This is a genomic window from Pseudomonas sp. B21-054, from assembly GCF_026016345.1.
GTDB lineage: Bacteria > Pseudomonadota > Gammaproteobacteria > Pseudomonadales > Pseudomonadaceae > Aquipseudomonas.
The window spans coordinates 5138783-5164085 of sequence record NZ_CP087204.1; the positions used below are offsets into that span (position 1 = coordinate 5138783).

Below are 25303 nucleotides of genomic sequence, written 5' to 3' on the forward strand. Positions count from 1 at the left end.
GACAACGGTACACGCTGATCCAAGGGTTGCGGTGAACCTTCCAGGCTCACCGCCCTCCTCAGTGGCTCTACTGCTCAGCCCCTGAAAGGTCAATCTCAACTCGCGAGAATATCATGAGTCCAGCAGTACCCGTTCGCCAGACTGAAACGGGGTTCAGCTAGCCCAGCAGCAGCCACAGGCTCCAGCCAAGCAACAACACACCGCAGGTACGACTGAGCCAGAGTCCCTGCGGCAGGTTTTTCTCCAGCAGGATGAAGGCACCGATCACTGCCACCCAGAGCAGGTTCATCACGCCGACCACGAACAGCAGGCCCATCAGGGCCCAGCAGCAGCCCAGGCAGTAAGCGCCATGGGCCAGGCCCATGCGCCAGCCGCCGAGCACGTCGGGGCGCCAGTAGCTGAGAAGAAAATGCAGCGGCCCGCGACAATGCTCAAGGCAGACCGCCTTGCTGGGCGACCACTGATAGATGCCTGCGACCAGCAGCAAGCCGGCACCCAGCGCGGTACTGCTGCTGTGCATCCCCGGACTGAGCAGGGCGAGCCGCTCGAGCGCCCATTGCAGCGCCGTGGCGCCCAGGGCGAAGCCGGCCCAGACCAGGCCATAGGCGCTGCAAAACAGCAGCAGGGCCAGGTGTCGCTGCGGTGCCGGCATGCGCTTGCGCAGCATCTGCTGGTAGATCAGCAGCATGGGCACGGCGCTGGGCAGCATCATGCCGATCATCATCACCACCCACATGACGAACATCAGCAGAGCATCGGCCAGGCTCCAGGGCATGACCATACCGGCCATTGCCGCATCGGCCATGCCACCCGGCGCACTCATGTCGCGGGCCATGCGCAGCAGCATCAGCCAGGCCAGGACCGTCAGCGCGAGCAGGCAGAGCAGGAACAGCAACTGCTCGCCTGTCAGTCGCTTGCTCGGCATCGCCGCCTGAGGCTCTGCCATTACGGCTCTATGCCATGGCCGGTGAAGTGCACGTGGGCGAGATGGCTATGACTGCCCTGGGATTGCAGCTTGAGGGCTGAATGCGTCTGGTAGCTGCCGCTGGCGACTTCGGCTTCAAGGAACTCGAAGCCGTTGGGCAGGGACAGGCGGACTCGATGAGGTGAGCCGTCGATGGGGCTGCGGATCGGCTCGCCGCTGGCCTGCAACACGCCTGGAATGTCCAGGTGCGCCAAGCGCTGATCGACATCAATGGACAGGGTGATGGGCACGAACAGCGGTTCGAACGCTTCACTCATGGTGCTGCTGAACACCTGGAACACGTTGGCCCCGGGGTCGCTCTCCAGGCCAGAGAGGATGGTCAACAGGGCCTGGCGTTGCGCCTCGTCGGCGCGCTCATCGATGAACACCTGACAACTGCCGTTGCCCTCATGGATGGCGCCCGGCCAAGCGAAGGTGGCAGCCCAGCACAAGCCTCCCAGCGCCACCTGATTGAAATACCCGTGCTCCACTCGCATCGACGCTACTGCCTGGCAGTGGCCACGGGTCGGTGGCGCATCGAATTGACAGGGGCAGCCCCAATTACAGTTGCAGGCAACGAATTCGACGCCCTGCATGCGCCATTCGGCGATGGCCATGATCAACCTCTTCACCTGGCGGGTGAAATGAAAGCTGCGGTTACCCCAATCCCTCCATTAATTAACGCTAGCAGGGCGCGCACATGGGATACCCGCTGCCGACCAAAGGTCGGCTGGCCCATGGTGGCCGGACAGAGGTGCCAGTCATGTCGGTGCGCAAATGTTCCTGCAAATAAAGACGCCTGTGGGAGCGAGCTTGCTCGCGATGGCGGTCGCACACTCAACAACTTTATTGACTGTCATACCGCTATCGCGAGCAAGCTCGCTCCCACAGGTCTGCGCAAAATCAGCTCAGGCTTTCATCAATCACCAGCACCAACTTGCCTGATACCTTATTAGTCGCCAGTTCCGCGAACGCCGCTTCGGCATCCTTGATCGCAAAGGTCTTGGCCAGCTGCGGGCTCAGGCGTTTGTCGGCAAACAGCGGCCATACCTCTTGCCCCAGCCCACTGATCAGGTCGGCCTTGAACTGATCGTCGCGGCTGCGCAAAGTCGAGCCAAGCAATTGGATACGCTTGCCCAGCACCTGCGCCAGATCGAGGTCGGTCGAACGCCCGCCCATCAGGCCGATCAACACCCACCGCCCGTCAACTGACAAAAGTTTCACGTTGAGCTTGGCGTAGTTGGCGCCCACCGGATCGAGGATCACGTCGAAGGGGCCTAGGTCGTTCAGGCTTTCCATATCGTCGGTGCGCACCACGCCGCCCTGGGCGCCCAACGCCTCGCAATAGGACAGCCGTTCAGCCGAGCCAACGCTGACCCAGCACGGGTTGCCAAACGCCTTGCACAGCTGGATCGCGGCCGAGCCGACGCCACTGGCGCCGGCGTGCAACAACACTTTTTCACCCGGCTTGAGCCCGGCAAGTTGGAACAAATTCAGCCATGCGGTGCTGTAGACCTCCGGCAGCGCGGCCGCTTCGGCCAACGACAGCCCCTCGGGCACCGGCAAGACATGCCGGCCATCGACCACCACTTCTTCGGCCATCCCGCCGCCGGCCAGCAAGGCGCACACGCGGTCGCCCATCTGCCAGGACGAGCCCGGCCCGACTTCGCTGATCACCCCGGAACACTCCAAACCCAGCACCTGACTGGCACCGGGCGGCGGCGGATAATGCCCGGCCTTTTGTAACAAATCGGCCCGATTCAGGCCGGCGGCCGCCACACGAATGCGAACTTGCCCCACATCACACGCCGGACTTGGCTCATCAGCCCATACCACTTGGCCTTCAACGCCTTGCAATGCTTTCACGGTGCCTCCATAGTGAGTCTCGACTGGGCCCGCTGCTGTAACGCCGGGCTTTCTTGCATTATGCGCCCGGGCCACATGGAACCGGCGACTTCAAAGACGGCCTAATATGCGTTATCAATTGTCCCTGCGTCGAATCAGCATGAAGCACCTGTTCCCCAGCACCGCCCTCGCGCTTGTCATTGGACTCGGTCTGTTGCCGCTGTCGAACGATACGTTCGCAGCCAACAGCTGGGACAAGCTTCAGCCCGATCGTGACGAGGTGATTGCCAGCCTTAACGTCGTTGAGTTGCTCAAGCGCCATCACTACAGCAAGCCGCCGCTCGATGACGCGCGTTCGGTCATCATCTATGACAGCTACTTGAAGCTGCTTGATCCGTCGCGCAGCTATTTCCTGGCCAGCGACATCGCCGAATTCGACAAATGGAAAACCCAGTTCGACGATTTTCTCAAGAGCGGCGACCTGAACGCCGGGTTCATCATCTACAAGCGCTACCTGGACCGCGTGAAAGCGCGTCTGGATTACGCCCTTGCCGAGCTGAACAAGGGCGTCGACAAAATCGATTTCAATACCAAGGAAACCTTGCAGGTCGATCGCAAGGACGCTCCTTGGCTCAAAAGCACGGCCGAACTCGATGACCTGTGGCGCAAACGCGTCAAGGACGAGGTGCTGCGCATGAAGATCGCCGGCAAAGAACCCAAGCAGATCCAGGAAACCCTGACCAAGCGTTACAAGAACCAATTGGCCCGCCTGGACCAGACCCGTGCCGAAGACGTCTTCCAGGCGTACATCAATACCTTCGCCATGTCCTATGACCCGCACACCAACTATCTGTCGCCGGATAACGCGGAAAACTTCGACATCAACATGAGCCTGTCCCTCGAAGGCATCGGTGCGGTGCTGCAGAGCGACAACGACCAGGTGAAAATCGTGCGCCTGGTGCCCGCAGGACCTGCCGACAAGACCAAACAGGTCAGTCCGGCGGACAAGATCATCGGCGTGGCCCAAGGTGACAAGGAAATGGTCGATGTGGTCGGCTGGCGCCTGGACGAAGTGGTCAAGCTGATCCGTGGCCCGAAAGGCTCGGTGGTGCGCCTGGAGGTCATCCCGGCCAGCAATGCGCCGAACGACCAGACCACCAAGGTCGTGTCCATCACCCGTGAAGCGGTGAAGCTGGAAGAGCAGGCGGCGAAGAAATCGGTCCTCAAGCTCAAGCAGGACGGCAAGGACTACAAGCTCGGCATCATCGAAATCCCGGCCTTCTACCTGGACTTCAAGGCGTTCCGCGCCGGGGATCCGGACTACAAGAGCACCACCCGCGACGTCAAGAAACTGCTGACCGAGTTACAGAAGGAAAAAGTCGACGGCGTCGTCATCGACTTGCGCAACAACGGCGGCGGCTCCCTGCAGGAAGCCACCGAGTTGACCAGTCTGTTCATCGACAAGGGCCCGACCGTGCTCGTGCGTAACGCCGATGGCCGGGTGGACGTGCTGGAAGACGAAAACCCGGGCGCGTTCTACAAGGGGCCGATGGCCTTGCTGGTCAATCGCCTGTCCGCTTCGGCCTCGGAGATTTTCGCCGGCGCCATGCAGGACTACCACCGGGCACTGATCATCGGCGGCCAGACCTTCGGCAAAGGCACCGTGCAGACCATCCAGCCGCTCAACCATGGCGAACTGAAGCTGACCCTGGCGAAGTTCTACCGGGTTTCCGGCCAGAGCACCCAGCATCAAGGCGTATTGCCTGACATCGATTACCCGTCGATCATCGACACCAAGGAAATCGGCGAAAGCGCCCTGCCCGAAGCGATGCCGTGGGACACCATCCGCCCGGCAATCAAACCGGCCGTGGATCCGTTCAAGCCCTTCCTGGCCCAACTCAAGTCCGAGCATGATGTGCGCACAGCCCAGGACGCGGAATTTGTCTTCATCCGTGACAAACTGGCCCTGGCGCAGAAGCTGATGCTGGAGAAAACCGTCACGCTCAACGAAGCCGAGCGCCGCGCCCAGCATGCCGACATTGAAGGCAAGCAACTGGCCATGGAAAACCTGCGACGCAAGGCCAAGGGCGAAGAGCCGCTCAAAGAGCTGAAGAAAGAAGACGAAGACCTGATCACCGAGCCGGAAAAAACCAAGCCGGAAGACGATGCCTACCTGAGCGAGACCGGGCGGATCCTGCTGGATTACCTGAAACTCAACACGGCCGTCGCCAAACACTGAGATGATGGCCATTTAATGGTGATGCTCGCCGGAGTGTCATCAAACTGACATCAGTCTGTCGTGAAATACAGGACCGGGCGCCCCCTTGAAGGGATCGCGCCCCGTCCTTTTTTTATCGCCAGAGATTGCCATGACGACGACAGAACAGCTGAGTGCCTTGAGTTCGATCCTGGCTCAAAGCGGTTTACACAGTCTGTTCCAGCCGATCATCTGCCTCTCTGAACGGCGCATCGTTGGCTACGAGGCCTTGACCCGCGGCCCGTCCAACAGCCCGCTGCACTCCCCCATCGCCCTGCTCTCCGTGGCCCGCCAGGCCGGACGCCTCAGTGAGCTGGAACTGGCCTGCCGCCGCAGTGCCTGCCAACGCTTCAACGAGCAAAAACTGCCCGGCAAGCTGTTTCTCAACGTCTCGCCCGAGTCCCTGCTGGAGTCGGCGCACCAGACCGGGCGCACGCTGCAACTGCTGCAGGACTTCGGCATCCCGCCCAGCCAGGTGGTGATCGAACTGACCGAACAAACCCCCATCGATGACTTCCAGCTCCTGCAAACCGCTTTGCATCACTATCGGGCCATGGGTTTTTCCATTGCCCTGGATGACCTTGGCGCCGGCTATTCGAGCCTGCGATTGTGGTCCGAGCTGCGGCCCGATTATGTGAAGATCGACCGACATTTCATCGACGGCATTCATCAGGACGCGCTCAAGCGCGAATTCGTCGGCTCGATCCTGAAAATCGCCCGGGCGTCCCGGGCCCAGGTCATCGCAGAAGGCATAGAACTGCCGGAGGAGCTGACGGTGCTGATCGAAATGGGCGTCGATCTGGTCCAGGGTTACCTGCTCGCCCGTCCCCAGGAGCAACCGTCCAGGGACGCCAGGGCGCTGATGCCCCGGCAGGACAGCGGCGCGGTGTCGCTGACCGAGGAGGTCAATGATCTCGGGGCGCTGCTCAACGAACAACCGGCCGTGGCCCACAACACACCGACGGCCACCGTGCTGGAAGCGTTTCGGCGCCAGGCCAACCTCAACTCCCTGGCAGTGCTAGACGATCAGGAGCAACCCTGCGGCATCGTCCATCGCCATTCACTCTCGGACGCCCTGCTCAAGCCCTTCGCCACCGACCTGTTCGCCCGCAAACCCATCAGCCGCCTGATGAGCGATGACTTCCTCGCGGTGGAACTGAGCCAGTCGCTGCAACAAGTCAGCCGCCTGATCACCAGCCGCGCCCGGCAACGTATCGAAGAAGACTTCATCATCACTCTCAACGGCAACTACCTGGGCCTGGGCCGGGTGATCGACGTGCTCAAGCTCATCACCGAACTGAAAATCCAACAGGCCCGCTACGCTAACCCACTGACGCTGCTACCGGGTAACGTACCGATCCAGCAGTGCCTCACGCGCCTGCTGCAGCAGCGGCAGGAGTCGATGATCTGCTACGTGGACATCGACAGCTTCAAACCCTTCAACGACATCTACGGCTACGGCCGCGGCGACGAAGTCCTGCTGTGCCTGGCCCAATGCCTGAACGAACGCATCGACCCCAGCCGCGACTTCGTCGGCCACATCGGCGGCGACGACTTCCTCCTGGTCCTCGGCCCGGACGACTGGCGCAAGCGCCTGAACCAACTGCTGAGCGACTTCCAGACCCATTGCCGACGCTTCTACCGGCCTGAACATCTGGAAGCGGGGTGTTTTACCGCGCTGAATCGGCAAGGGGTTCGTCAGGAGTTCGCGTTGCTGTCGTTGTCGATCGGGGTGGTGCATCTGCGCTCGGAGGCGTGTGGGGAATTGGATGCGAGCCAGTTGGCGGAACTGGCTTCGCAGGCGAAACATCATGCGAAGGAGATTGTTGGGGGGAGTGTGTATCTGGTTGATGGATTGGTTGAGCGCGGGCCGGTGGTGGAGTTGGGTTTGTTGATGTGAGTGGATTACCCCGCTCGCATCCACGCCACGGCCCGAACGCCTGGCGATACCCCTGTGGCGAGGGGATTTATCCCCGCTGGGCTGCGAAGCGGCCCCCAACCAGACAACCCGGAGTGTCAGGAAGATTGAGTTCGCTGCTTTAGGGCTGCTCGTAATACAAAACTTGATGATGCTGCCACGCGGGCCTTGGATTTCTATCTGCAACCTACACCTGTCACTCTACCTCCATGATTTTTCTATATTTTTCAAAAATAGCTTCAGCTTGATCGTCGCCGGAGATTAGGTTTTCATAAAAAACCTCATCAGTGGCCCATTCAAAAAAAACCAGTTGAGTTTGATTTTCGCCATTACTGGTTTCTTTAAAATTAAGCTCCCAATGGGCTGAAAGGCGCTTGTCAGTGATCTCAAAAAAATCGGCGGCAACGGGGATTGGGTATTCATCGTAGTCGTCGGGGCAGAGATAGAACCAGGGGCAGTTATCCCAGAATTCTATGCCGTAGACGACATACTCTTTGCCTATTTCCAAATTCAGTTCGCCATCGGAGCGAGAGATGTAAGGTTTTAGGCGTATGAGTGTTTGTGCTGAGAGCTTGTCGCTGCTTAAGTTATTTACTATGCATTTAACTTTCATTTTTTAATGTCTCCGGGTGGTACCGATGGATCATTACCCCAAGGCCTTATGTTGTCGTAGCTATGCTTTTTGAATTTAAAATCCATTAACTCTTTTGTGCTTGGGTCTCGAACGTAATGCACTACGGAGTCGTTTCCGTTATTGGACTTCGTTTTTAGTTCCCATTTCTCCATTCCTTTGAAGTTCGGATCTTTAAGCCCTTTCATAATCCTATTTCCGTTGTGTTCTTTTGCGGACTGTAATGTCATTTGGTCCTGGATACTTTTAGGCTCCCGACTCCATTTGTCTGGTTTTGGTGGGGCCGGAGGTGGCGGAGTCCCCTCATCCACCCCAACCTTACCCGCCGGATCCTGCTCCCCAACCGCCGGCCGACACCCACCCTTCCCCGGGCAATCCACCAACCCCAACGGATCCACCCACCCCGTCGGGTTCACGGTGTAGCGATACCCATTGAGCCCACCCGCCAGCTTGCTCGGGTCAGGCGTCAGATAGCGGCCGGTTTCGGGATTGTAGTAGCGGTGGCGGTTGTAGTGCAGGCCGCTTTCCGGGTCGAAGTATTGGCCCTGGAAGCGCAGCGGTTGTTCCAGCTGTTCGCCGCCGCCGTGGACCAGTTCGGTGGTTTTGCCGTAGCCGGTGTAGCGCGCCGACCAGACGATCTGGCCGCCGTAGTTGGTCAGTTCCTGGGGGGTGCCCAGGTGGTCGAGGTGGTAGTAGAACGGGCAGGCGTTCAGGCCTTTGCCGTCGAGCATCGCCAGTGGGCGGAAGGTGCCCGGTTCGTAGAGGTAGCTGCGGTGGTGACGCGGGCTGCTTTCGGCGACGAGTTGGTCGCCTTGCCAGAAAAATTTCGTGGTCAGGCCATCTACGGTCTTGCTGATGCGTCGGCCGAAGGCGTCGTAGCGGTAGGACGCTTCGCGGCCGTCCGGCTGGGTGACGCCGATCAGGCGGTGTTGGCTGTCGTAGCGGTATTCGCTGACGAGGCTGTGGGCCTTGCCGCGGCGTTCGCGGATCAGGTTGCCGAAGGCGTCGTAGTCGTAGTGGCGGTCGCCCTGCATCAGCAGGCGGTTGCCTTTGACGGTGGTCGGGCCGGGGCGGTCCAGCATCAGCAGGTTGCCGGCCGGGTCGTGGGCGAAGTGTTCTGGTGGTTCGCTGTGGGAAAAGTCGATGCGGACCAGGCGATCCAGCGGGTCGTATTGGTAGCTGCGGCGGTTGCGGTTGTCGGAAAGGGCCTCAAGGTTGCCCTTGGCGCTGTAGGCATAGTCGCGCCAGAACAGTTGTTGCTGGTGCTGCCACACTGTCTGGGCCTTGAGGCGGCCCTGTTCGTCGTAGTCGTAGTGGCTGCGCAGCAGGCCCTGTTGTCGCTGTCGTTCGCGACCGCCGTCAAACTGATGCTCGGTGAGGCGTGTGCCGTTCAGGTCAATCGCGCTCAGCACGCCGCCCCGGGCGTGGTGGTAGTCGAGCGAGCTGTGGTCCGGCAGGCGCAGGTGGTTGAGCCGGCCGCAGGCGTCGTAGCCATAGCGCAGGGTGCCCCAGCCCTGGTGCTCGGTGATCAGCCGGTCCTGGGCGTCGTACTCGAAGGCCAGCGGATGATCGCTGCCGTCGTTGACGTGGACCAGCCGACCGAGCCGGTCGTAGCGGTACTCGATCGCCTGGCCGTCGGGCAAGGTCTTGAGCAGCAGTCGCCCGGCCGCGTCGCGCTGGTAGGCGGTGACGAGTGGGCTGCCGTCGTCGCCGTGTTCGGTTTTCTCCAGCAGGTGGCCGTTAAGGTCGTAGACGTAGGCGGTGCGTTGGCCGTCGAAGCCGATCTGCTGTCGGATCAATCCATTGGGGGTGTAGTCCAGCTGATATTTTTCGCCGGATTCGTTTTCGATCTCGGTCAGCAACAGCCGCGCCGAGTCGTAGCGGTACTTCAGCTCGGTGCCGTCGGGGTTGAGGCGACGGCTGACCAGGTGCAGGTCGTCGGCGTATTCGTAGCGGGTGACGCGGCCCTGCTCGTCGCGCTCGCGGGTGACCTTGCCGTAGGCGTTGTAGGTCCAGGCCCGGGTCGCCCCGCTCGGCAAGGTGGTCTGGAGCAGACGGCCGACGGCATCCCATTGGTAATGCGTGAGGGCGCCGTATTCGTCCTGGCGGGTCAGTAGACGCCCCAGGGCGTCGTAGGAAAAACACCGGCGGCCGCCGTCGGGCAGGGTTTCTTCCGTCAACTGGCCCAGGCGATTCCAGGTAAAGCGATGTGCGCTGCCGTCCGGGTAATCCACCGACAGCAGTTGCCCCTGGTCGTCGTAGGCATATTCCGTACGCTGGCCATCCGGATCGATGCGCTCGGTCACGTCACCCTGGGCGTTGCGCCGGTAGGTCCAGACGGCTTTGCCGCGACAACGGGTATGTAGGAAACCGTTGCGGTATTCGTAGGAGGTGGGCTCATCCAGGGGTGGAATCAGCGCCACCAGCCGGCCGGCTTCGTCGTAGCGGTATTCGGTGACGGCCCCCAGCGGGTCCTGCTCGGCGATCAGCCGGCCTTGGGCGTCATAGGCCTTGAGGTGCTCGCCGCCATCGGGCTCGACCTGGCACACCAGTCGCGCCCGGTCGTCGTGGACATACACCTCCTGGCTGCCATCGAGGTGCTGGACCGTGACGCTACCGTCCTCGTCCCAGCTGTAATGGCTGTCCATCTGCGCAAACGAAGCCCAATGCCGGACGCAGCGAGCCACCCGCCCGGCCCCTTGCCACTCCCAGAAAAAACTCGCGCCGCCGGCCAATTGCCGCTGGAGGATGACGTGCTGGTCGTCGTAGTCGTAGCGTTCGCTTTCCCCGGCGGCGTTGGTCGCTTCGATCAGTCGGAAACGTGCGTCATAGCGGTAGGCAACCAGCGTTTGCTCGGTGCGCCAGGCGTCGTCCAGGGTCAGGGCCGGGTGGAAGCTCTGGTAGTCGATGGCGATCAGGTGGCGCTGCTCGTAACGCAAGCGCAGGGCACGCCCGGCGCCGTTGTCCAGCCGGCAGATGTCGCCGTGGATGTTGCGCTGCAGGGTCAGGCGGTTGTCGTAGCGGTCGCTGAGGGCGGTCAGATGACCGTCGCGAAAGTGTAGGAAAGGTGCGTTTTCGCCGGGCTGGGCGATGATCAGTTCGTCCGGCTCGGCCCCCAGGTAAATCGCTGCGCGGGCCAGGCTGTTGTGGATTGCCGGGCGCTGGGCATTGGGCAGCGGAAAGGTCGTACGGCGGTTTTCCTGGTCGATCCAAATGACCTGCTCGCCTTCAAGCAGCAAGCGCTGCGCTAGGGCATGGCTCCAGCCGCGCCCGAGGCCGACGTCCAGGTCCACCGCACTGGTGCGGTACAGGCGGGTGAAGACGAATGGCAGGCGTCCGTCGAGGGTGCCGTCGTCGAGGGTCAGCAGTTCCTCGCCGGTGACCATCGACACCGGGCAGCCGCTGGTTTGGGTCTGGGCCGCGGTGTCGGCGCTGTCGCCGTTGGGGTTCTTTGATTGGGATGGGGCGTCGTCGTGGGGTTCGTATTTTTTCAGCGTGGTGTTGCGCTGCGCATCCCAGCGCAGCTGCATGCGACCCTTTTTCACCCCGGCCGCGATCCCCCGCGCCGCCACGGTCTTGTAGCGGTCCACGTAGGTCATGAAGCCGTTGACCACCGCGAAAATCCCACGGATAAAACGCTGCGCGGCCTCCAGCAGTTGCGCACCCACCTTAGCCAGGCGCATCGACAGATAAGCAATCCCGGCCCCCGCCCCGGCGAAGGTCAGGACTACACCGATCAACAGGTCGATCAACAGCTGCACCGTCACCCTCGATAAGGCTTCGGCGGTTTCGCCAGCGACCTCGCTGGGCGGCAGCATCTCCAGCCAGAGGCTGGCGGTGCGCACCAGCAAGCACAACGCCGCTTCGTCGCTGGCCAGCAGTTGCAGCTTGGCCATGAGCAATGGCGTTTTCTCCGCCAGCTCCGCTAGTTGTTTAGCGCTCTCGCCCAACCGCTCAACAAACTGATTGGGGTCCTTGAGGATGTCCGAAAGCAGGCTGATGCTGTCCCACACGCCCTCGATCGCCGCCCAACTGCCGGCCAGCAGGCCGTTGCCGACCGCGGCCGCCGAAGTCGCCAACGATTGCTGTGACCACTGCGGCTTGAAGCCCTGCCACTCGCCGCGCAACCAGTCTGTCAGCTCGTTGCTCAAGCCATCGTAGGAAGAAAACAGAGTCGCGATTTGTTTGGGGGATACTTCGCCCTGGACATGGACCCGATAGGACTTGCCTGCCTCGCCCTTGAAGGTTCCCAGGCCCTGGGCATCCAGGGTAACCGGCGTGACCTCGCCGCTGCCCACCGCCACCACATCCACCACGATGTCGCCCAACGGGATGTCGTACACCGACTCGAACTTGCTCTCGATCGTCATCTCCCCACCCTGGGGGCACTGGACGACGGTGGAGAGAAAGTCATCATCGCCGGTGCTGACGGCGGTGCTGCTATCACCGAAGCGGATCACGCGCTCCATGCCCATCAGCGCGGGCAGGTCGGCCGCCTGGCTGGCCCGATCCGCCGCCCGGCTGTACCAGCGATCGAGTTGCTCGCGGTAAAGCCAAAGGGTGTCTTTTAAGCTATCGAGTTCCTGCTCGATACGGCTCACCTGATCCATCAGGGCCTGGCTCGATCAAGGACCGGCAGGAAAAAACGGTCGAACATGGGCAGACGTCTCGCAGCGCTTAGGAAGCGCGAGACTTTGCCGGGGATGACAGGGGAAATAAGTCAGAGAAGGAGACGGTGCATGTAGGGCGATTCGCTAAATTCGCCCAGCATGAAAAACAATCAACTGGCTAGGGAGGAAGGCAGTTTTCCAAACAGCCTGTGGATAACGTTACGGCTGAGGGTCCTCGAGGGTTTTGAGCTTGATCTCGGCCAAAGGATGCCCGGCTTTCGCCGCCAAGCTCCACCAGCGTGCCGCTTCGACCGGATCCGGCGCCTTGCTGGCCGTACCGGCGAGGCTGATCACGCCGATCTGATAGGCCGCCTTGCCGTCACCGGCCAATGCCGCCAGCCGCAACAGGCGAATCCCCTCTTCCCGAGCCCCCAGCCCATGGCCGCGAAACGTCAGGATATGCCCGTAGAAACTTTGCGCACCAACGTCACCCAGGTTCGCCATCCGTGAGAACTGCCCCTCGAGCCAGGCCCAGCCACGCGGCTGACGGACAAACCATGACCAATGGAACAACCGCCGCGCCAGCCAGTAGCCGGCCCGTGCCTTGATACGCCAGAGCACTCAGGCCTCCGCCGATTCGGGGTACTCGTATTCGAATACCCGGACCACTTCCGAGGCATGCCAGGAAGCGGCGGCCACGCCATCGGAAGGCCCGGAAAAACGGCCAAGGCGTTCAACGCATTCGAAGAAACCGGTGCGCGGCAACCGACTGGCGCCCTGGCTGATGACCAACGAACTGCGTAGCGGCTGTTCAGCCCGGGCGTCCAGCGCAGCCAAATGCTCAAGGGCCGCCGTCAAGGTTTGCATAGCCGGGCTGGGGAGCTGCAGGCGCTCCAGCAAAGCGCGATAAGTCAACAAATGGCGCTGGCGGCGCGCCTGGTCCAATTCACCCAACAACCCATCCCAATGCTGCCGACTGATGCGTACGCTCACGATTCATCCCTCCAACCCGGAACCGTCAATTCCCAGGCCAGACTGCGCCGAATCGCGGCGTCGGGCTGACGCTCGCCACTTTCGATCAAGGCCAGATAAGACGGACTGATACCTACCGTGCGGGCCAGCGCCTCGATGGCGATACCCTTCCCTTCGCGCAAACTGCGTAATTGATCCAGGCCAGGAAGAACCTGGCCGGGTGCCGCCGCGTGACGGACTGTGGCCTCGCGCGACGGTGCTTGTTCGATGCCTGCTGCCTTCAACAACGACTGGTACTGATCCCACGGTAAAACCGCGTATTCGGGCTCACCGTCGCGTGTGATTATTTGGATATCCATGTCTACCCCGTAGGACAACAACACTTAGCGAGTCAGCTTTTTTCTTTAGAAGTGTAATCCTAATAGCAGCTAAGGTCGCGGGGCTATGAATCTCTGCTGGGGAATGGCACAGGATCAGGTTTTTTTCTGACCCTGGAGTTGGAGTTGTTCCGGGGTATCGGGAAGTCTTTCGGCTCGGGCAAGCTGCTCGGGCGATTGCCGATAACGCCAGGCACGGAAGGCTTCGAGTTCGCCGTCGAGGTTTTTCATGACCCAGGCCAGGACGGCGATATCGTCGAACATGCCGAACATCGGCAGAAAATCGGGAATCGCATCCAGGGGGCTGAGGAAATACATGAGCCCCGCCACAATCGAAAGCAGCGACTTGGCACTGACCGCCCGGTATTCGCCACGCCAGTAAGCCAGGCACAGCGCCTGCAGCAAGCGCAGGTCTTCCTTGAGCTTACCCAGCCGCCCACCTTCCCGGGCACTTTTGCTGGCGACGGCAAACAGCAACGTCGGCAATCGTCCGCGGGCCAGCAAGCGCCCTGCCAAGGGCAGAAATCGCGCAAAATTCCACGGGGCCTTCATTTTTTCTCCCACTGAAATGTTATCCACACAAATTGTGGATAACCTTGTGAACAGAGCTGCATTTCAGCGCTGAAGCCCTCGTTTCATAAGGGCCCAACTCAGATCGGGCGTTTTTTACTCACATAAAAAAACCCAATATTTCATTGACTTGACCGGCTGACTGCGTCTAGGACAGCGCCTGTTATGCCTATGACTGTCACCTGCGTTGGGCGTTCGGTTTTTTTGCTATTCACCGAACCCCGGATGCAACAACGCCCCGCATAAGCGAGGCGTTGTTGTTATAGCAGATGCCGTTACTTGGCTGCGTCTGCTTTCGCCGGATCCTTGATCGCCAGCAGTTCCAGGTCGAACACCAGGACCGAGTTGGCCGGGATGGCCGGGCTCGGGCTCTGGGCGCCGTAGGCCAGGTCGCTCGGGATGTACAGCTTGTACTTCTCGCCGACGTGCATCAGTTGCAGGCCTTCGACCCAACCCGGGATCACGCCGCTGACCGGCAGATCGATCGGGCTGCCACGTTCAACGGAGCTGTCGAACACGGTGCCGTTGGTCAGCTTGCCGGTGTAGTGGACAGTCACGACGTCGGTCGGCTTAGGCTGTGGGCCATCGGCTTTCTTGACCACTTCGTACTGCAGGCCGGAAGCGGTGGTGGTCACACCGGTTTTCTTGCCGTTTTCTTCGAGGAATTTCTTGCCGGCGGCTGCCGACTCTTCGCTCATCTTGGCCATGCGCTCTTCGGCACGCTTTTGCAGTGCGGCAAAGGCTTCGACCAACTCTTCGTCTTTCAGCTTCTGTTCTTTCTTGCCGACGGCATCTTCGATGCCCTGGGCGACTGCTTTGGAGTCCAGGTCATCCATGCCTTCCTGAGCCAGGCTCTTGCCCATGTTCAGGCCAATACCGTAGGAAGCTTTCTGCGCCGGGGTTTTCAGCTCCACGCTGGTCTGCGAGTCGCAACCCGCGAGTACCAGGCCAACCAGGGCCACCGCCGCCGCCAACCGATGCTGTTTCATGCTATTTCCTTGTTCATGCGCCTAAAGGGCAATCGAATAAAGCCGCGAGCTTATCAGGCGGCCACGACCAATGGCTACCGGCATGTGAGCAGCAAAGTGATGATAAGTTCACGCCCGCAAACGCTTTTTAATCCTAGGCCGATGAAGCCTCTGTCATCCGTTACGCACAGAGACAAATTGCCGCTGACCACCGTCCCGCAGGTAATGGCCACTTGCCGGTGGCGCGACGCTGAGGCATAAGGACATATCAAAAAAAACAAGGACGTTACCGTGCGCCTTCTCTCTCGCATCCTCTTGCTGCTCCTCGCGCTGCTTGTTGTCGCCGTGGCCGTGGTGCTTTATTACGTCGCCAACCCCCGCCTGCCGTTCTATACACCGGCCCAGCAGGTGCATTACCTGGATCAATGGAGCGCCGCCGAGCGCCAGACGTATTACTTCACGCCCCAAGGCACCCAGGTCAAAGGCCTGCGCTACGACTGGTTCACGGCACTCGAATTACCGTTTTCGCAACAACGCTTTGCTTCGCCGGACTATCTGGCGCGGTTCGGCTTCCTGGTCGACCCCGCGCAAAAGGCCTCGCCGAACAATCCCGGTAACTTACCGGTGGGGTTCGCACGGCATCAGAATTCGGGCAGTAGCGATGAGTTTCTGGATATTACTTGCGCCGCCTGTCACACCGGCGAATTGCGCTTCAAGGGCCAAGCCATACGGATCGATGGCGGCTCGGCGCAGCACGTCCTGCCTTCCAGTGTTCCGACACTGCGCGGTGGCAGTTTCGGACAAGCACTGGTCGCCAGTCTGGCTTCCACCTACTACAACCCCTGGAAATTCGAACGCTTTGCCCGCCAGGTTCTGGGCAAGGATTACGATGCCCGTCATGAAGAATTGCGCGAGCAATTCAAGGCCTCCCTGTACACCTTCATACAGGTGGCCTGGAACGACACCCATCGCGGCCTCTACCCCACCGAAGAAGGCCCCGGCCGCACCGACGCCTTTGGCCGCATTGCCAATGCCAGCTTCGGCGATGCCATTTCGGCGGAAAACTACCGGGTTGCCAACGCACCGGTGGATTACCCGCAGCTGTGGGACATATGGATGTTCGACTGGGTGCAGTGGAACGGCTCGGCCCAGCAACCCATGGCTCGCAACGTGGGCGAAGCGCTGGGCGTGGGTGCCACGCTGAATTTCTTCGATGCCCAGGGCAAGCCGTTGCAGGGCGATGCGCGATACCCATCCAGCGTGCGCGTGCGCGACCTGAACAAGATCGAAGAGACCCTGCAACTGCTCAAGCCCCCCGTGTGGCCGGAGGCACTGCTTGGCGCGATCGATAAGCCCATGGCTGCCAAGGGCCGGGCGCTGTTCGTGGAAAACTGCGCCGGTTGTCATGTGCCTAAAGTGGTTCAGGGGCCCGACAGACCGGTCCAGCAACTGCACATGCTGCCAGTGAAAGCGATAGGCACCGACCCGGGCACCGCCAATAATATTGCCGACCACCGCTTCGACCTGACCAGCCTGCAGTGGGATCCGGCCGAGCTGGCGAAACTGGACGTGCAACTGCACCCAACGCCGACGGCGCCGCTGGACATGAGCCAGCTCTCGGTCGCCAAAGGCCTGGCCTACGTCACCGCGTTTGTCGAAAACCGCGCTTACCGCGACGCCGGGGTCACGCCGGTCGAGCGCCCGGCCCTGGACGGCTTCGGCTTGCCCATCGGCGTACGTGAACTGCGCGCCTACAAGGCCCGGCCGCTGGCGGGCATCTGGGCCACGCCACCGTTCCTGCACAACGGCTCGGTGCCGACGATCTATCAACTGCTGTCGCCCCAGGACGAGCGGGCGACCACCTTCTATAAAGGCAGCTTCGAATACGACCCACGCCACCTGGGTTATCGCACCGAAGCCTTCACCAACGGTTTCCTCTTCGATACCCGAATCACCGGCAACCACAACAGTGGTCATGAATTCCGCGCCGGTGAGCGGGGGAACGGTGTGATTGGCCGCCTGCTGCAACCGCAGGAACGCTGGGCGTTGCTGGAGTACCTCAAGGTGCTTGGCGGGCCGCTGGAGTCGCAACTGTAATGATGACCTTCTCAGGCAAAAGGATTTTCCCATGCTGATCACGCTCTGGCTGCGCCTCGGCGCCTTTTTGGGCAAGACGCTCCTGTGGCTGCTGGGCATCGGCCTGCTCGGCTGGGCGCTGGCCACGGCCTGGTTCGCCTGGCAACACAGCGGGGCGGTGTCGGACAAAGAGCAGATACCGCCCGGTGAATCCGCCATGACCCAGGACATCATCCAGACCGCGATCCGCATCGTTGATCAGCACCGTGAAGGCACGCGCTATCTGCGCGACGCCCATGCCAAGGCCCACGGTTGCGTCATGGCCGAGGTCCAGGTGCCAAGCGACCTGCCGACGCCGTTGCGCCAAGGCGTGTTTGCCGAACCGGGCAAGACTTGGCAGGCAACGATCCGCCTGTCCAACGGCAACGCTTATCCGCAATTCGACAGCCTGCGCGATGCACGGGGGATGGCGATCAAGCTGCTGAACGTACCGGGCAAGCAACTGCTCGCTGATCGGCAATCACAGGGCGAACAGGATTTCGTGATGTTCAATCACTCGAACTTCTTTGTCAGTGATGTCGCCGAGTACCGTCAGAATGTGGCGGCCCAGGCCGATGGCAAAAAAGCCCTGGCGTTCTTTCCGAGCTTGGACCCGCGCAGCTGGCAGATCCGTCATTTGTTCATCGCCCTGGCCACCCTCTCACCGCCACCGGCCAGTCCGACCCAGACCACGTACTTTTCCGTATCGCCCTACAAGTTCGGTGAAGCCAACGCCAAGTTTCGCGTGGCGCCGGACCCGGACAGCTGCCCGGCCTATACCCTACCGGCGCAAAACCAGGACTTGCCGAATTTCCTGCGCAGTGCCCTGAATCAGCAGTTATCCACAGACCGGGTACCAGCGTGTTTTGTCCTGCAGATCCAGCGCCAGGATCCGAGCAAGTACATGCCAATCGAAGACACCAGCATTGAATGGCGAGAAAGTGATGCTCCGTTCGAGACGGTGGCGAAAATCAAGGTACCGGCCCAGGATTTCGACACGCCCAAGCTGAACCTGGCTTGCGACAACCAGTCCTTCAACCCATGGTTCGGCATCGAGGCCCATCGCCCCATCGGCGGCATCAATCGCTTGCGCAAAGCGGTGTATGAGGCGGTCAGCGATTACCGTCACAGCCGGAATGCCGAGCAGTAGATAGCCGGCAAATCCCAGACAGCAAAAAGCCCGCTCGATTGAGCGGGCTTTTTGTAGGTGACCTGGCGTTCAGTGGACCAGGAAACCGAATATGGCGCAGCGGACGGGACTCGAACCCGCGACCCCCGGCGTGACAGGCCGGTATTCTAACCGACTGAACTACCGCTGCGCGTAACATTGAAAGTTTGGTGGGTGATGACGGGATCGAACCGCCGACATTCTGCTTGTAAGGCAGACGCTCTCCCAGCTGAGCTAATCACCCTTCACTTTCGATGCGGGGCGCATTCTCTCACAATTTTTCGTAACGTGCTGATTTAAATGGAAAAAATCAGCAAAAAACCTGAGTGACGCACATCGCATTAACTGCAAACAGCAAAAAGCCCGCGTTAGCGGGCTTTCCGTGGTCACCTGGCGTTCAGTGTTCCAGATAACCGAATATGGCGCAGCGGACGGGACTCGAACCCGCGACCCCCGGCGTGACAGGCCGGTATTCTAACCGACTGAACTACCGCTGCGCGTAACACTTGAAACGAATGGTGGGTGATGACGGGATCGAACCGCCGACATTCTGCTTGTAAGGCAGACGCTCTCCCAGCTGAGCTAATCACCCTTCGCTTTCGGTGTGGCGCGCATTCTACGGAGCGCTCCCTAAGCTGGCAAGCACTTTTTAAATTAATTTTTTCAGGCCTTCCAAAGGCTTAGCGAAGGGTTGGCCTATGGCGCCGCGAAGAGAATAATGCCCCCCTTTGTATAAAGGAGAGACTCACCCCATGTGGTTCAAAAACCTGCTTATCTATCGCCTGACCCAAGATCTGCCTTTTGATGCCGAGGCGTTGGAAACTGCACTGGCCACCAAACTGGCGCGTCCATGTGCAAGCCAGGAGTTGACCACTTACGGTTTCGTCGCGCCGTTTGGCAAAGGCGAAGACGCGCCATTGGTGCATGTCAGCCAGGATTTCCTGCTGATTGCCGCTCGCAAGGAAGAACGCATCCTGCCGGGCAGCGTCGTGCGCGACGCCCTGAAGGAAAAGGTCGAAGAGATCGAAGCCGAGCAAATGCGCAAGGTCTATAAAAAGGAACGGGACCAGCTCAAGGATGAAATCATCCAGGCGTTCCTGCCACGGGCCTTCATTCGTCGCTCGTCCACCTTCGCCGCCATCGCGCCGAAGCAGGGCCTGATCCTGGTGAATTCCGCCAGCCCGAAACGCGCCGAAGACCTGCTGTCGACCCTGCGCGAAGTCATCGGCACGCTGCCGGTGCGCCCTCTGACGGTGAAAATGGCCCCGACCGCCACCATGACCGACTGGGTCAAGACCCAGAAAGCCGCGGACGATTTCTTCGTGCTGGACGAATGCGAACTGCGCGACACCCACGAAGACGGCGGCATCGTGCGTTGCAAGCGCCAGGACCTGACCAGCGACGAAATCCAGCTGCACCTGAACACCGGCAAGGTGGTGACGCAACTGTCGCTGGCCTGGCAGGACAAGCTGTCCTTCGTGCTCGACGACAAGATGGTGGTCAAGCGCCTGAAGTTCGAAGACCTGCTGCAGGACCAGGCGGAACAGGACGGTGGCGACGAGGCCCTCGGCCAACTGGACGCCAGCTTCACCCTGATGATGCTGACGTTCGGCGAATTCCTGCCGGCGTTGGTTGAAGCGTTGGGCGGGGAAGAGATGCCGCAGGGGATCTAAAAAGCAACGGCTTACCTTGTGGGAGCGAGCTTGCTCGCGATGGCGCAATACCAGTCAACACTTCGGTGCCTGACCCACCGCTATCGCGAGCAAGCCCGCTCCCACATTGGTTTTTATGGTGTTTTCAAAAATAAGGATCAGGTCATGCGCGCATTGGCTGCATTGAGCCGCTTTGTCGGCAATACCTTCGCTTACTGGGTACTGATTTTCGCTGTCGTGGCATTTGTGCAACCGACCTGGTTCATCGGCCTGAAAAGCGCCATCGTGCCGCTGCTGGGCCTGGTGATGTTCGGCATGGGCCTGACCCTAAAACTCGATGACTTCGCCGAAGTCGCGCGCCATCCCTGGCGCGTGGCCTTGGGCGTGGTTGCCCATTTCGTGATCATGCCCGGGGTGGCGTGGTTGCTCTGCCAGGTGTTCCACCTGCCGCCGGAAATCGCCGTCGGCGTGATCCTGGTGGGCTGCTGCCCGAGCGGCACGTCGTCGAATGTCATGACCTGGCTGGCCCGTGGCGACCTGGCCCTGTCGGTGGCCATCGCCGCCGTCACCACTCTGCTTGCGCCGCTGTTGACCCCGGCGCTGATCTGGCTGCTGGCCTCGGCGTGGCTGTCGGTATCGTTCATGGAGCTGTTCTGGTCGATTCTGCAAGTGGTGCTGCTGCCTATCGTGCTGGGCGTGGTGGCGCAACGGCTGCTGGGGGACAAGGTGCGTCATGCCGTGGAGGTGTTGCCGTTGGTGTCGGTGGTGAGCATCGTCATCATCGTCACCGCTGTGGTAGCCGCCAGCCAGGCGAAAATTGCCGAATCGGGCCTGCTGATCATGGCCGTAGTGATGTTGCACAACAGCTTCGGCTTTTTGCTGGGTTACTTCACCGGGCACCTGTTCAAGCTGCCGCTGGCCCAGCGTAAATCCCTGGCCCTGGAAGTCGGCATGCAGAACTCCGGCTTGGGCGCGGCCCTGGCCAGCGCGCATTTCTCACCGCTGGCGGCAGTCCCCAGCGCGCTGTTCAGCGTCTGGCACAACATTTCCGGGGCTTTGCTCTCGACCTACTTCCGGCGCATGAGCGAAAAACAGGACCGCGAAACTCTCGCCGCCCGGCAAACCGCCGACTGAGGCAGACTTGATCGAGTGCCCGATCATGGGCACTCTATCCATCCACTGCGGGGACGACCCCGCCACTCGATTGAGTCTTGAATCCGGGGACGACCCCATCCATCGATGAGGTGCCTGATGTCCTGGATCATTCTGTTTTTTGCTGGCCTGTTCGAAGTTGGCTGGGCGGTCGGCCTGAAGTACACCGACGGGTTCAGCCGCCCTCTCCCCACGGCACTGACAATTGCCGCCATGGCGATCAGCCTCGGCCTGCTCGGCCTTGCCATGAAGGAGTTGCCCCTGGGCACTGCCTATACGATCTGGACCGGGGTCGGTGCCGTGGGCACGGTGATTGCCGGGATCATTTTGTTTGGCGAGTCGATGGCGCTGATTCGGTTGGCCAGTGTGGCGTTGATCGTTACGGGGTTGATCGGACTCAAGGTCAGCGCCTGATCGACCTGTGGGAGCGACCCTGCTCGCGATAGCGGTCAGCCTGTGACATCAACGCCAGCAGACAGATTGCATTCGCGAGCAAGCTCGCTCCCACAGTTTTTCGGTCCTAGCGGACAGTGCCGCGCAAATCTCCCACCAACGCCTGCAAACTCGAAGGCGTTGCCGCCTCTACCGCCACCGCCGAACCCGCCACCAACGTCACCCGCGACCAAAACCGACGGAACAACCCCTTGCTTGGATCGCGACTGAAGAAACTGCCCCACAGGCCCTGCAACGCCAGGGGAATCACCGGCACCGGGGTTTCCTGGAGGATGCGCGTCAGCCCGCTCTTGAACTCATTGATCTCACCGTCAGCCGTCAGTTTTCCTTCCGGGAAGATGCACACCAGCTCACCGTCCTTCAGGTATTGCGCGATTCGCGTGAAGGCCTTTTCGTAGATGTGAATGTCTTCCTGACGCCCGGCAATCGGAATCGTCCCGGCGGTACGGAAGATGAAGTTCAGCACCGGCAGGTTGTAGATCTTGTAGTACATCACGAAGCGAATCGGCCGACGCACCGCGCCGCCAATCAGCAAGGCATCGACGAAGGACACGTGATTGCAGACCAACAGCGCGGCGCCTTCATCGGGAATCGCCTCGAGGTTGCGATGCTCCACGCGGTACATGGAATGGCTCAGCAACCAGATCATGAAACGCATGCTGAACTCGGGGACGATTTTGAAGATGTAGGCGTTGACGCCGATGTTCAGCAGCGACACCACCAGGAACAGTTGCGGGATCGACAGTTTGGCCAGGCTCAGCAAGACGATGGAGACCAGCGCCGAGACCACCATGAACAAGGCGTTGAGAATGTTGTTGGCGGCGATCACCCGTGCCCGTTCGTTTTCGACGGTGCGCGACTGGATCAAGGCGTACAGCGGCACGATGTAGAAACCGCCAAAGATGCCGAGGCCGAGGATGTCGATCAGCACCAGCCAGGCGTGGCCGAAACCGAGCACTTCCAGCCAACCGTGACCCTCGACGCTGTCGGGGATCCCACCGGAATGCCACCACAACAGCAGCCCGAACACCGTCAACCCGAACGAGCCGAACGGCACCAGGCCGATCTCGACTTTGCGCCCGGAAAGCCGCTCGCAGAGCATCGAGCCCAGGGCGATCCCCACCGAGAATACGGTCAGGATCAGGGTCACCACGGTTTCGTCGCCGTGCATCCACTCCTTGGCGTAGGCCGGGATTTGCGTCAGGTAAATTGCTCCGACGAACCAGAACCAAGAGTTGCCGACAATCGAGCGAGACACCGCCGGGGTTTGCCCCAAGCCCAGTTTCAGGGTGGCCCAGGATTGGCTGAAGATGTTCCAGTTCAGGCGCATTTGCGGCGAGGCCGCCGCCGCGCGCGGGATGCTGCGGCTGGCCAGGTAGCCGAGCACGGCCACGCCGATGATCGCAGTCGACACCACGGGGGCGTAATGCGCCGAGGACATCATGATCCCGGCGCCGATGGTGCCGGCGAGAATCGCCAGGAACGTGCCCATCTCCACCAGGCCGTTGCCGCCGACCAGTTCATCCTCGCGCAAGGCCTGCGGCAGGATCGAATACTTCACCGGGCCGAACAGCGCCGAATGGGTGCCCATGGCAAACAGCGCCACCAGCATCAGCGATAAATGATCGAACACAAAGCCCACCGCGCCGACCGCCATGATGACGATTTCGCCGAGCTTGATCAGGCGAATCAACGCATCCTTGGCGAATTTTTCCCCGAACTGCCCCGCCAACGCCGAGAACAGGAAGAACGGCAGGATAAACAACAGTGCGCAGAGGTTGACCCAGATCGAGCGATCACCGTCGATGGTCAACTTGTAGAGGATGGCCAGGATCAGCGACTGCTTGAAAATGTTGTCGTTGAACGCGCCAAGGGACTGCGTGATGAAGAACGGCAGGAAACGCCGCGTGCGAAGCAAAGTGAACTGCGAAGGGTGACTCATCTTCCATGTTCCTGAGTGGCGTGGACGCTTATTGGAATGAACGCTTTTCGATCCAGGCCACACATTACCTGTCTTTAACGATTATTTCGCCAGCCCCGCAATGCACGGCGACACAAACAACTCACCGTGCCAGGCCCCCGCGAGGGTACGCCGCCCGACGATCAGCCACATCACCACCAGCAGCGCCACCAGCACGCCCCCGAACACGCTGAAAAAATCCAGGTTCAGCAGGTCCGCCAGCTTCAGCGTCGTCAACGCATACACGCCCAAGGGGAAGGTGAAGCCCCACCAGCCCAGATTGAACGGGATGCCCGCGCGTAAATAACGCGCAGTGATCAGCAGCGCCGTCAGCATCCACCAGAACCCGAACCCCCACAGCGTGATGCCGGCCACCAGGCCCAACCCAGCGGCGATTTCGCCTACACCCGGCAGGCCGTTGGCAGCAAAAATCAGCGGCGCATCACTGCCCAGCAACAACATGCCCAGGGCGCCGGTGCCGATGGGGCCGAGGGCCAGCCAGCTCGAGGCGGCCATGTTTTCGTGGGGTAATTTGTGCAAGGCCATGCGCAACAGCAGGATCGTCAGGATGCTGAATGCGACCGGTAGGGAAAAGGCCCAGAGCACGTAGCTGGTGACCAGCATGATCATTTGCGAATGAACGTCCGCCAGATGCGGTGCCAACAGCCCACCGCTGGCGGCTGCCACTTCTGCAGCCACCACCGGCAGCAACCACACAGCGGTCATCTGGTCGATCCGGTGTTCCTGACGGGTGAACATCAGGAACGGAATCAGCACGCCGCAGGCCAGCGACATGGCCACGTCGATCCACCATAAGGCTTCGGCCAGCGGCACCACACCACTTCCCCAGCGCGGCAGCCCAAATACCAGAAAGCCATTGATGACCGTCGCCAGTCCCATGGGAATAGTGCCGAAAAACATCGAAACCGTTGAATGGCCGAAGATCCGCCGCGCCTCGTCAAAGAACAATAGCCAACGGGCCGTGTACAAGCCGGCGAACACCACGAACAACAGCATGTTGAACAACCATAACCCTTCACCCAGCAGGCGCAGGCCCGGCACCTCCCCAGGCCATTGCGCCAAAGCCAGCGCCAGCACACCAGTGCCCATGACGACGGCAAACCAGTTGGGCGTGAATTGGCGAATGGCTTCCAACGGCCTGGGCAAATGGCTCAGTGGACGTAAGCGGGTCTTGGCGGCGCAGCATGTCATGGCGAACTCCTGTCCTCGGATGAGGTGGAGCCATGCTAGAGCCGGATCGAATATCTATATAACGGGTAATCTCTCTATATGTTATCGATTATGCAGATAACGATCAGACGCTGCCCTCGGTCTCGATCACCAGGATTCTCGCTTCGCCCAACGGTTTGGCCACATGCTCGGTGCCCACCGATGCGTAGAAAATATCCCCTACACCTAGCAGGGCTGATTTTTCGACGCCCTCCTCCCGGTAGCACATCTGCACTTGCCCATCGAGCACCACGAAGACTTCCTGGCCGTCATTGATGTGCCATTTGTACGGCTGGTCGGTCCAGTGCAGGCGCGTGGTGATGCCGTTCATGTTGGCGATGTCCAGCGCCGCCCAGGCGCGGTCGCCGGTGAAGGATTTGCTGCGGATAATTTTCAAAAGCAATCGACCGAAAGAAGGCTGAGGCGCCAAGGCTAGCGCAAATCAGTCGACAGCGGCGTCA

20 protein-coding genes and 4 tRNA genes are annotated in these 25303 nt (G+C 60.7%); 7 read left to right on the forward strand and 17 right to left on the reverse strand.

All coding sequences use genetic code 11. The features are described 5' to 3' along the window. Positions 1-157 precede the first annotated feature (157 nt). From LOY70_RS22265 to LOY70_RS22275, 3 genes are all read right to left on the reverse strand, one after another. A complete protein-coding gene (locus LOY70_RS22265) occupies positions 158-946 on the reverse strand; it encodes a DUF2182 domain-containing protein (protein ID WP_265029350.1) in 789 nt (262 codons plus the stop codon). After that, the gene (locus LOY70_RS22270; RefSeq protein ID WP_060741104.1) at positions 946-1581 is read right to left on the reverse strand and encodes a DUF1326 domain-containing protein; all 636 of its coding nucleotides are present in this window, start codon (positions 1579-1581) and stop codon (positions 946-948) included. Before LOY70_RS22270 ends, LOY70_RS22265 begins: the two co-directional genes overlap by 1 nt. Positions 1582-1867: 286 nt before the next feature. Further along, complete coding sequence (locus LOY70_RS22275; protein ID WP_265029351.1) at positions 1868-2830, reverse strand: zinc-binding dehydrogenase; 963 nt, start codon at positions 2828-2830, stop codon at positions 1868-1870. A 139-nt stretch (positions 2831-2969) separates the two neighbouring features. Between LOY70_RS22275 and LOY70_RS22280 the strand changes: the two genes are divergently transcribed. Further along, entirely contained in the window at positions 2970-5048 is a 2079-nt protein-coding gene (locus tag LOY70_RS22280) for a carboxy terminal-processing peptidase (RefSeq protein WP_265038147.1), read from the forward strand. A 130-nt stretch (positions 5049-5178) separates the two neighbouring features. Next, entirely contained in the window at positions 5179-6966 is a 1788-nt protein-coding gene (locus LOY70_RS22285; protein WP_265029352.1) for a bifunctional diguanylate cyclase/phosphodiesterase, read from the forward strand. A 214-nt stretch (positions 6967-7180) separates the two neighbouring features. Here LOY70_RS22285 and LOY70_RS22290 read toward each other — a convergent pair whose 3' ends face one another. The 7 genes from LOY70_RS22290 to LOY70_RS22320 form a co-directional block, all read right to left on the reverse strand. Continuing rightward, positions 7181-7597 (reverse strand): hypothetical protein, encoded by a 417-nt coding sequence (locus LOY70_RS22290; RefSeq protein ID WP_025215004.1) that lies wholly within the window; start codon positions 7595-7597, stop codon positions 7181-7183. Next, on the reverse strand, positions 7594-12225 hold the full coding sequence (locus tag LOY70_RS22295) for an RHS repeat protein (protein WP_265029353.1): 4632 nt from the start codon (positions 12223-12225) through the stop codon (positions 7594-7596). Before LOY70_RS22295 ends, LOY70_RS22290 begins: the two co-directional genes overlap by 4 nt. A gap of 219 nt (positions 12226-12444) precedes the next feature. Further along, positions 12445-12846, reverse strand: a complete 402-nt coding sequence (locus LOY70_RS22300; protein WP_265029354.1) for a sel1 repeat family protein — start codon at positions 12844-12846, stop codon at positions 12445-12447. Then, positions 12847-13218 (reverse strand): hypothetical protein, encoded by a 372-nt coding sequence (locus LOY70_RS22305; RefSeq protein WP_003179080.1) that lies wholly within the window; start codon positions 13216-13218, stop codon positions 12847-12849. Beyond that, positions 13215-13556, reverse strand: a complete 342-nt coding sequence (locus tag LOY70_RS22310; protein ID WP_025215008.1) for a helix-turn-helix domain-containing protein — start codon at positions 13554-13556, stop codon at positions 13215-13217. Before LOY70_RS22310 ends, LOY70_RS22305 begins: the two co-directional genes overlap by 4 nt. A 114-nt stretch (positions 13557-13670) precedes the next feature. Then, positions 13671-14126, reverse strand: a complete 456-nt coding sequence (locus LOY70_RS22315; RefSeq protein WP_265029355.1) for a YkvA family protein — start codon at positions 14124-14126, stop codon at positions 13671-13673. Between the two features lie 293 nt (positions 14127-14419). Further along, on the reverse strand, positions 14420-15133 hold the full coding sequence (locus LOY70_RS22320) for an FKBP-type peptidyl-prolyl cis-trans isomerase (RefSeq protein WP_025215010.1): 714 nt from the start codon (positions 15131-15133) through the stop codon (positions 14420-14422). Positions 15134-15403: 270 nt separating this feature from the next. Here LOY70_RS22320 and LOY70_RS22325 point away from each other — a divergent pair, with 270 nt between their 5' ends. Together LOY70_RS22325 and LOY70_RS22330 are read left to right on the forward strand one after the other, a co-directional pair. Next, a complete protein-coding gene (locus LOY70_RS22325) occupies positions 15404-17209 on the forward strand; it encodes a cytochrome c (RefSeq protein WP_265029356.1) in 1806 nt (601 codons plus the stop codon). Positions 17210-17240: 31 nt separating this feature from the next. Continuing rightward, complete coding sequence (locus LOY70_RS22330) at positions 17241-18377, forward strand: catalase family protein (protein ID WP_265029357.1); 1137 nt, start codon at positions 17241-17243, stop codon at positions 18375-18377. A gap of 92 nt (positions 18378-18469) precedes the next feature. On the opposite strand, the gene LOY70_RS22335 is transcribed toward LOY70_RS22330, so the two are convergent. The 4 genes from LOY70_RS22335 to LOY70_RS22350 form a co-directional block, all read right to left on the reverse strand. After that, positions 18470-18546 (reverse strand) — tRNA-Asp (locus LOY70_RS22335). Positions 18547-18563: 17 nt separating this feature from the next. Further along, positions 18564-18639, reverse strand: a tRNA-Val gene (locus LOY70_RS22340). A 176-nt stretch (positions 18640-18815) separates the two neighbouring features. Beyond that, a tRNA-Asp gene (locus LOY70_RS22345) sits at positions 18816-18892 on the reverse strand. A gap of 19 nt (positions 18893-18911) precedes the next feature. Further along, positions 18912-18987: transfer RNA gene (locus tag LOY70_RS22350), tRNA-Val, on the reverse strand. A 160-nt stretch (positions 18988-19147) separates the two neighbouring features. Here LOY70_RS22350 and rdgC point away from each other — a divergent pair. From rdgC to sugE, 3 genes are all read left to right on the forward strand, one after another. Further along, complete coding sequence (gene rdgC, locus LOY70_RS22355; RefSeq protein ID WP_265029358.1) at positions 19148-20068, forward strand: recombination-associated protein RdgC; 921 nt, start codon at positions 19148-19150, stop codon at positions 20066-20068. 144 nt (positions 20069-20212) lie between these two features. Further along, positions 20213-21181, forward strand: a complete 969-nt coding sequence (locus tag LOY70_RS22360; RefSeq protein ID WP_265029359.1) for a bile acid:sodium symporter family protein — start codon at positions 20213-20215, stop codon at positions 21179-21181. A gap of 117 nt (positions 21182-21298) precedes the next feature. Continuing rightward, entirely contained in the window at positions 21299-21613 is a 315-nt protein-coding gene (gene sugE / locus LOY70_RS22365; RefSeq protein WP_265029360.1) for a quaternary ammonium compound efflux SMR transporter SugE, read from the forward strand. 106 nt (positions 21614-21719) lie between these two features. On the opposite strand, the gene LOY70_RS22370 is transcribed toward sugE, so the two are convergent. From LOY70_RS22370 to LOY70_RS22380, 3 genes are all read right to left on the reverse strand, one after another. Continuing rightward, positions 21720-23594, reverse strand: a complete 1875-nt coding sequence (locus tag LOY70_RS22370) for an MFS transporter (RefSeq protein WP_123346158.1) — start codon at positions 23592-23594, stop codon at positions 21720-21722. Between the two features lie 81 nt (positions 23595-23675). Continuing rightward, entirely contained in the window at positions 23676-24824 is a 1149-nt protein-coding gene (locus LOY70_RS22375) for a TDT family transporter (protein ID WP_265029361.1), read from the reverse strand. A 103-nt stretch (positions 24825-24927) separates the two neighbouring features. Beyond that, entirely contained in the window at positions 24928-25239 is a 312-nt protein-coding gene (locus LOY70_RS22380; RefSeq protein WP_185046015.1) for a cupin, read from the reverse strand. Between the last annotated feature and the right edge of the window lie 64 nt (positions 25240-25303).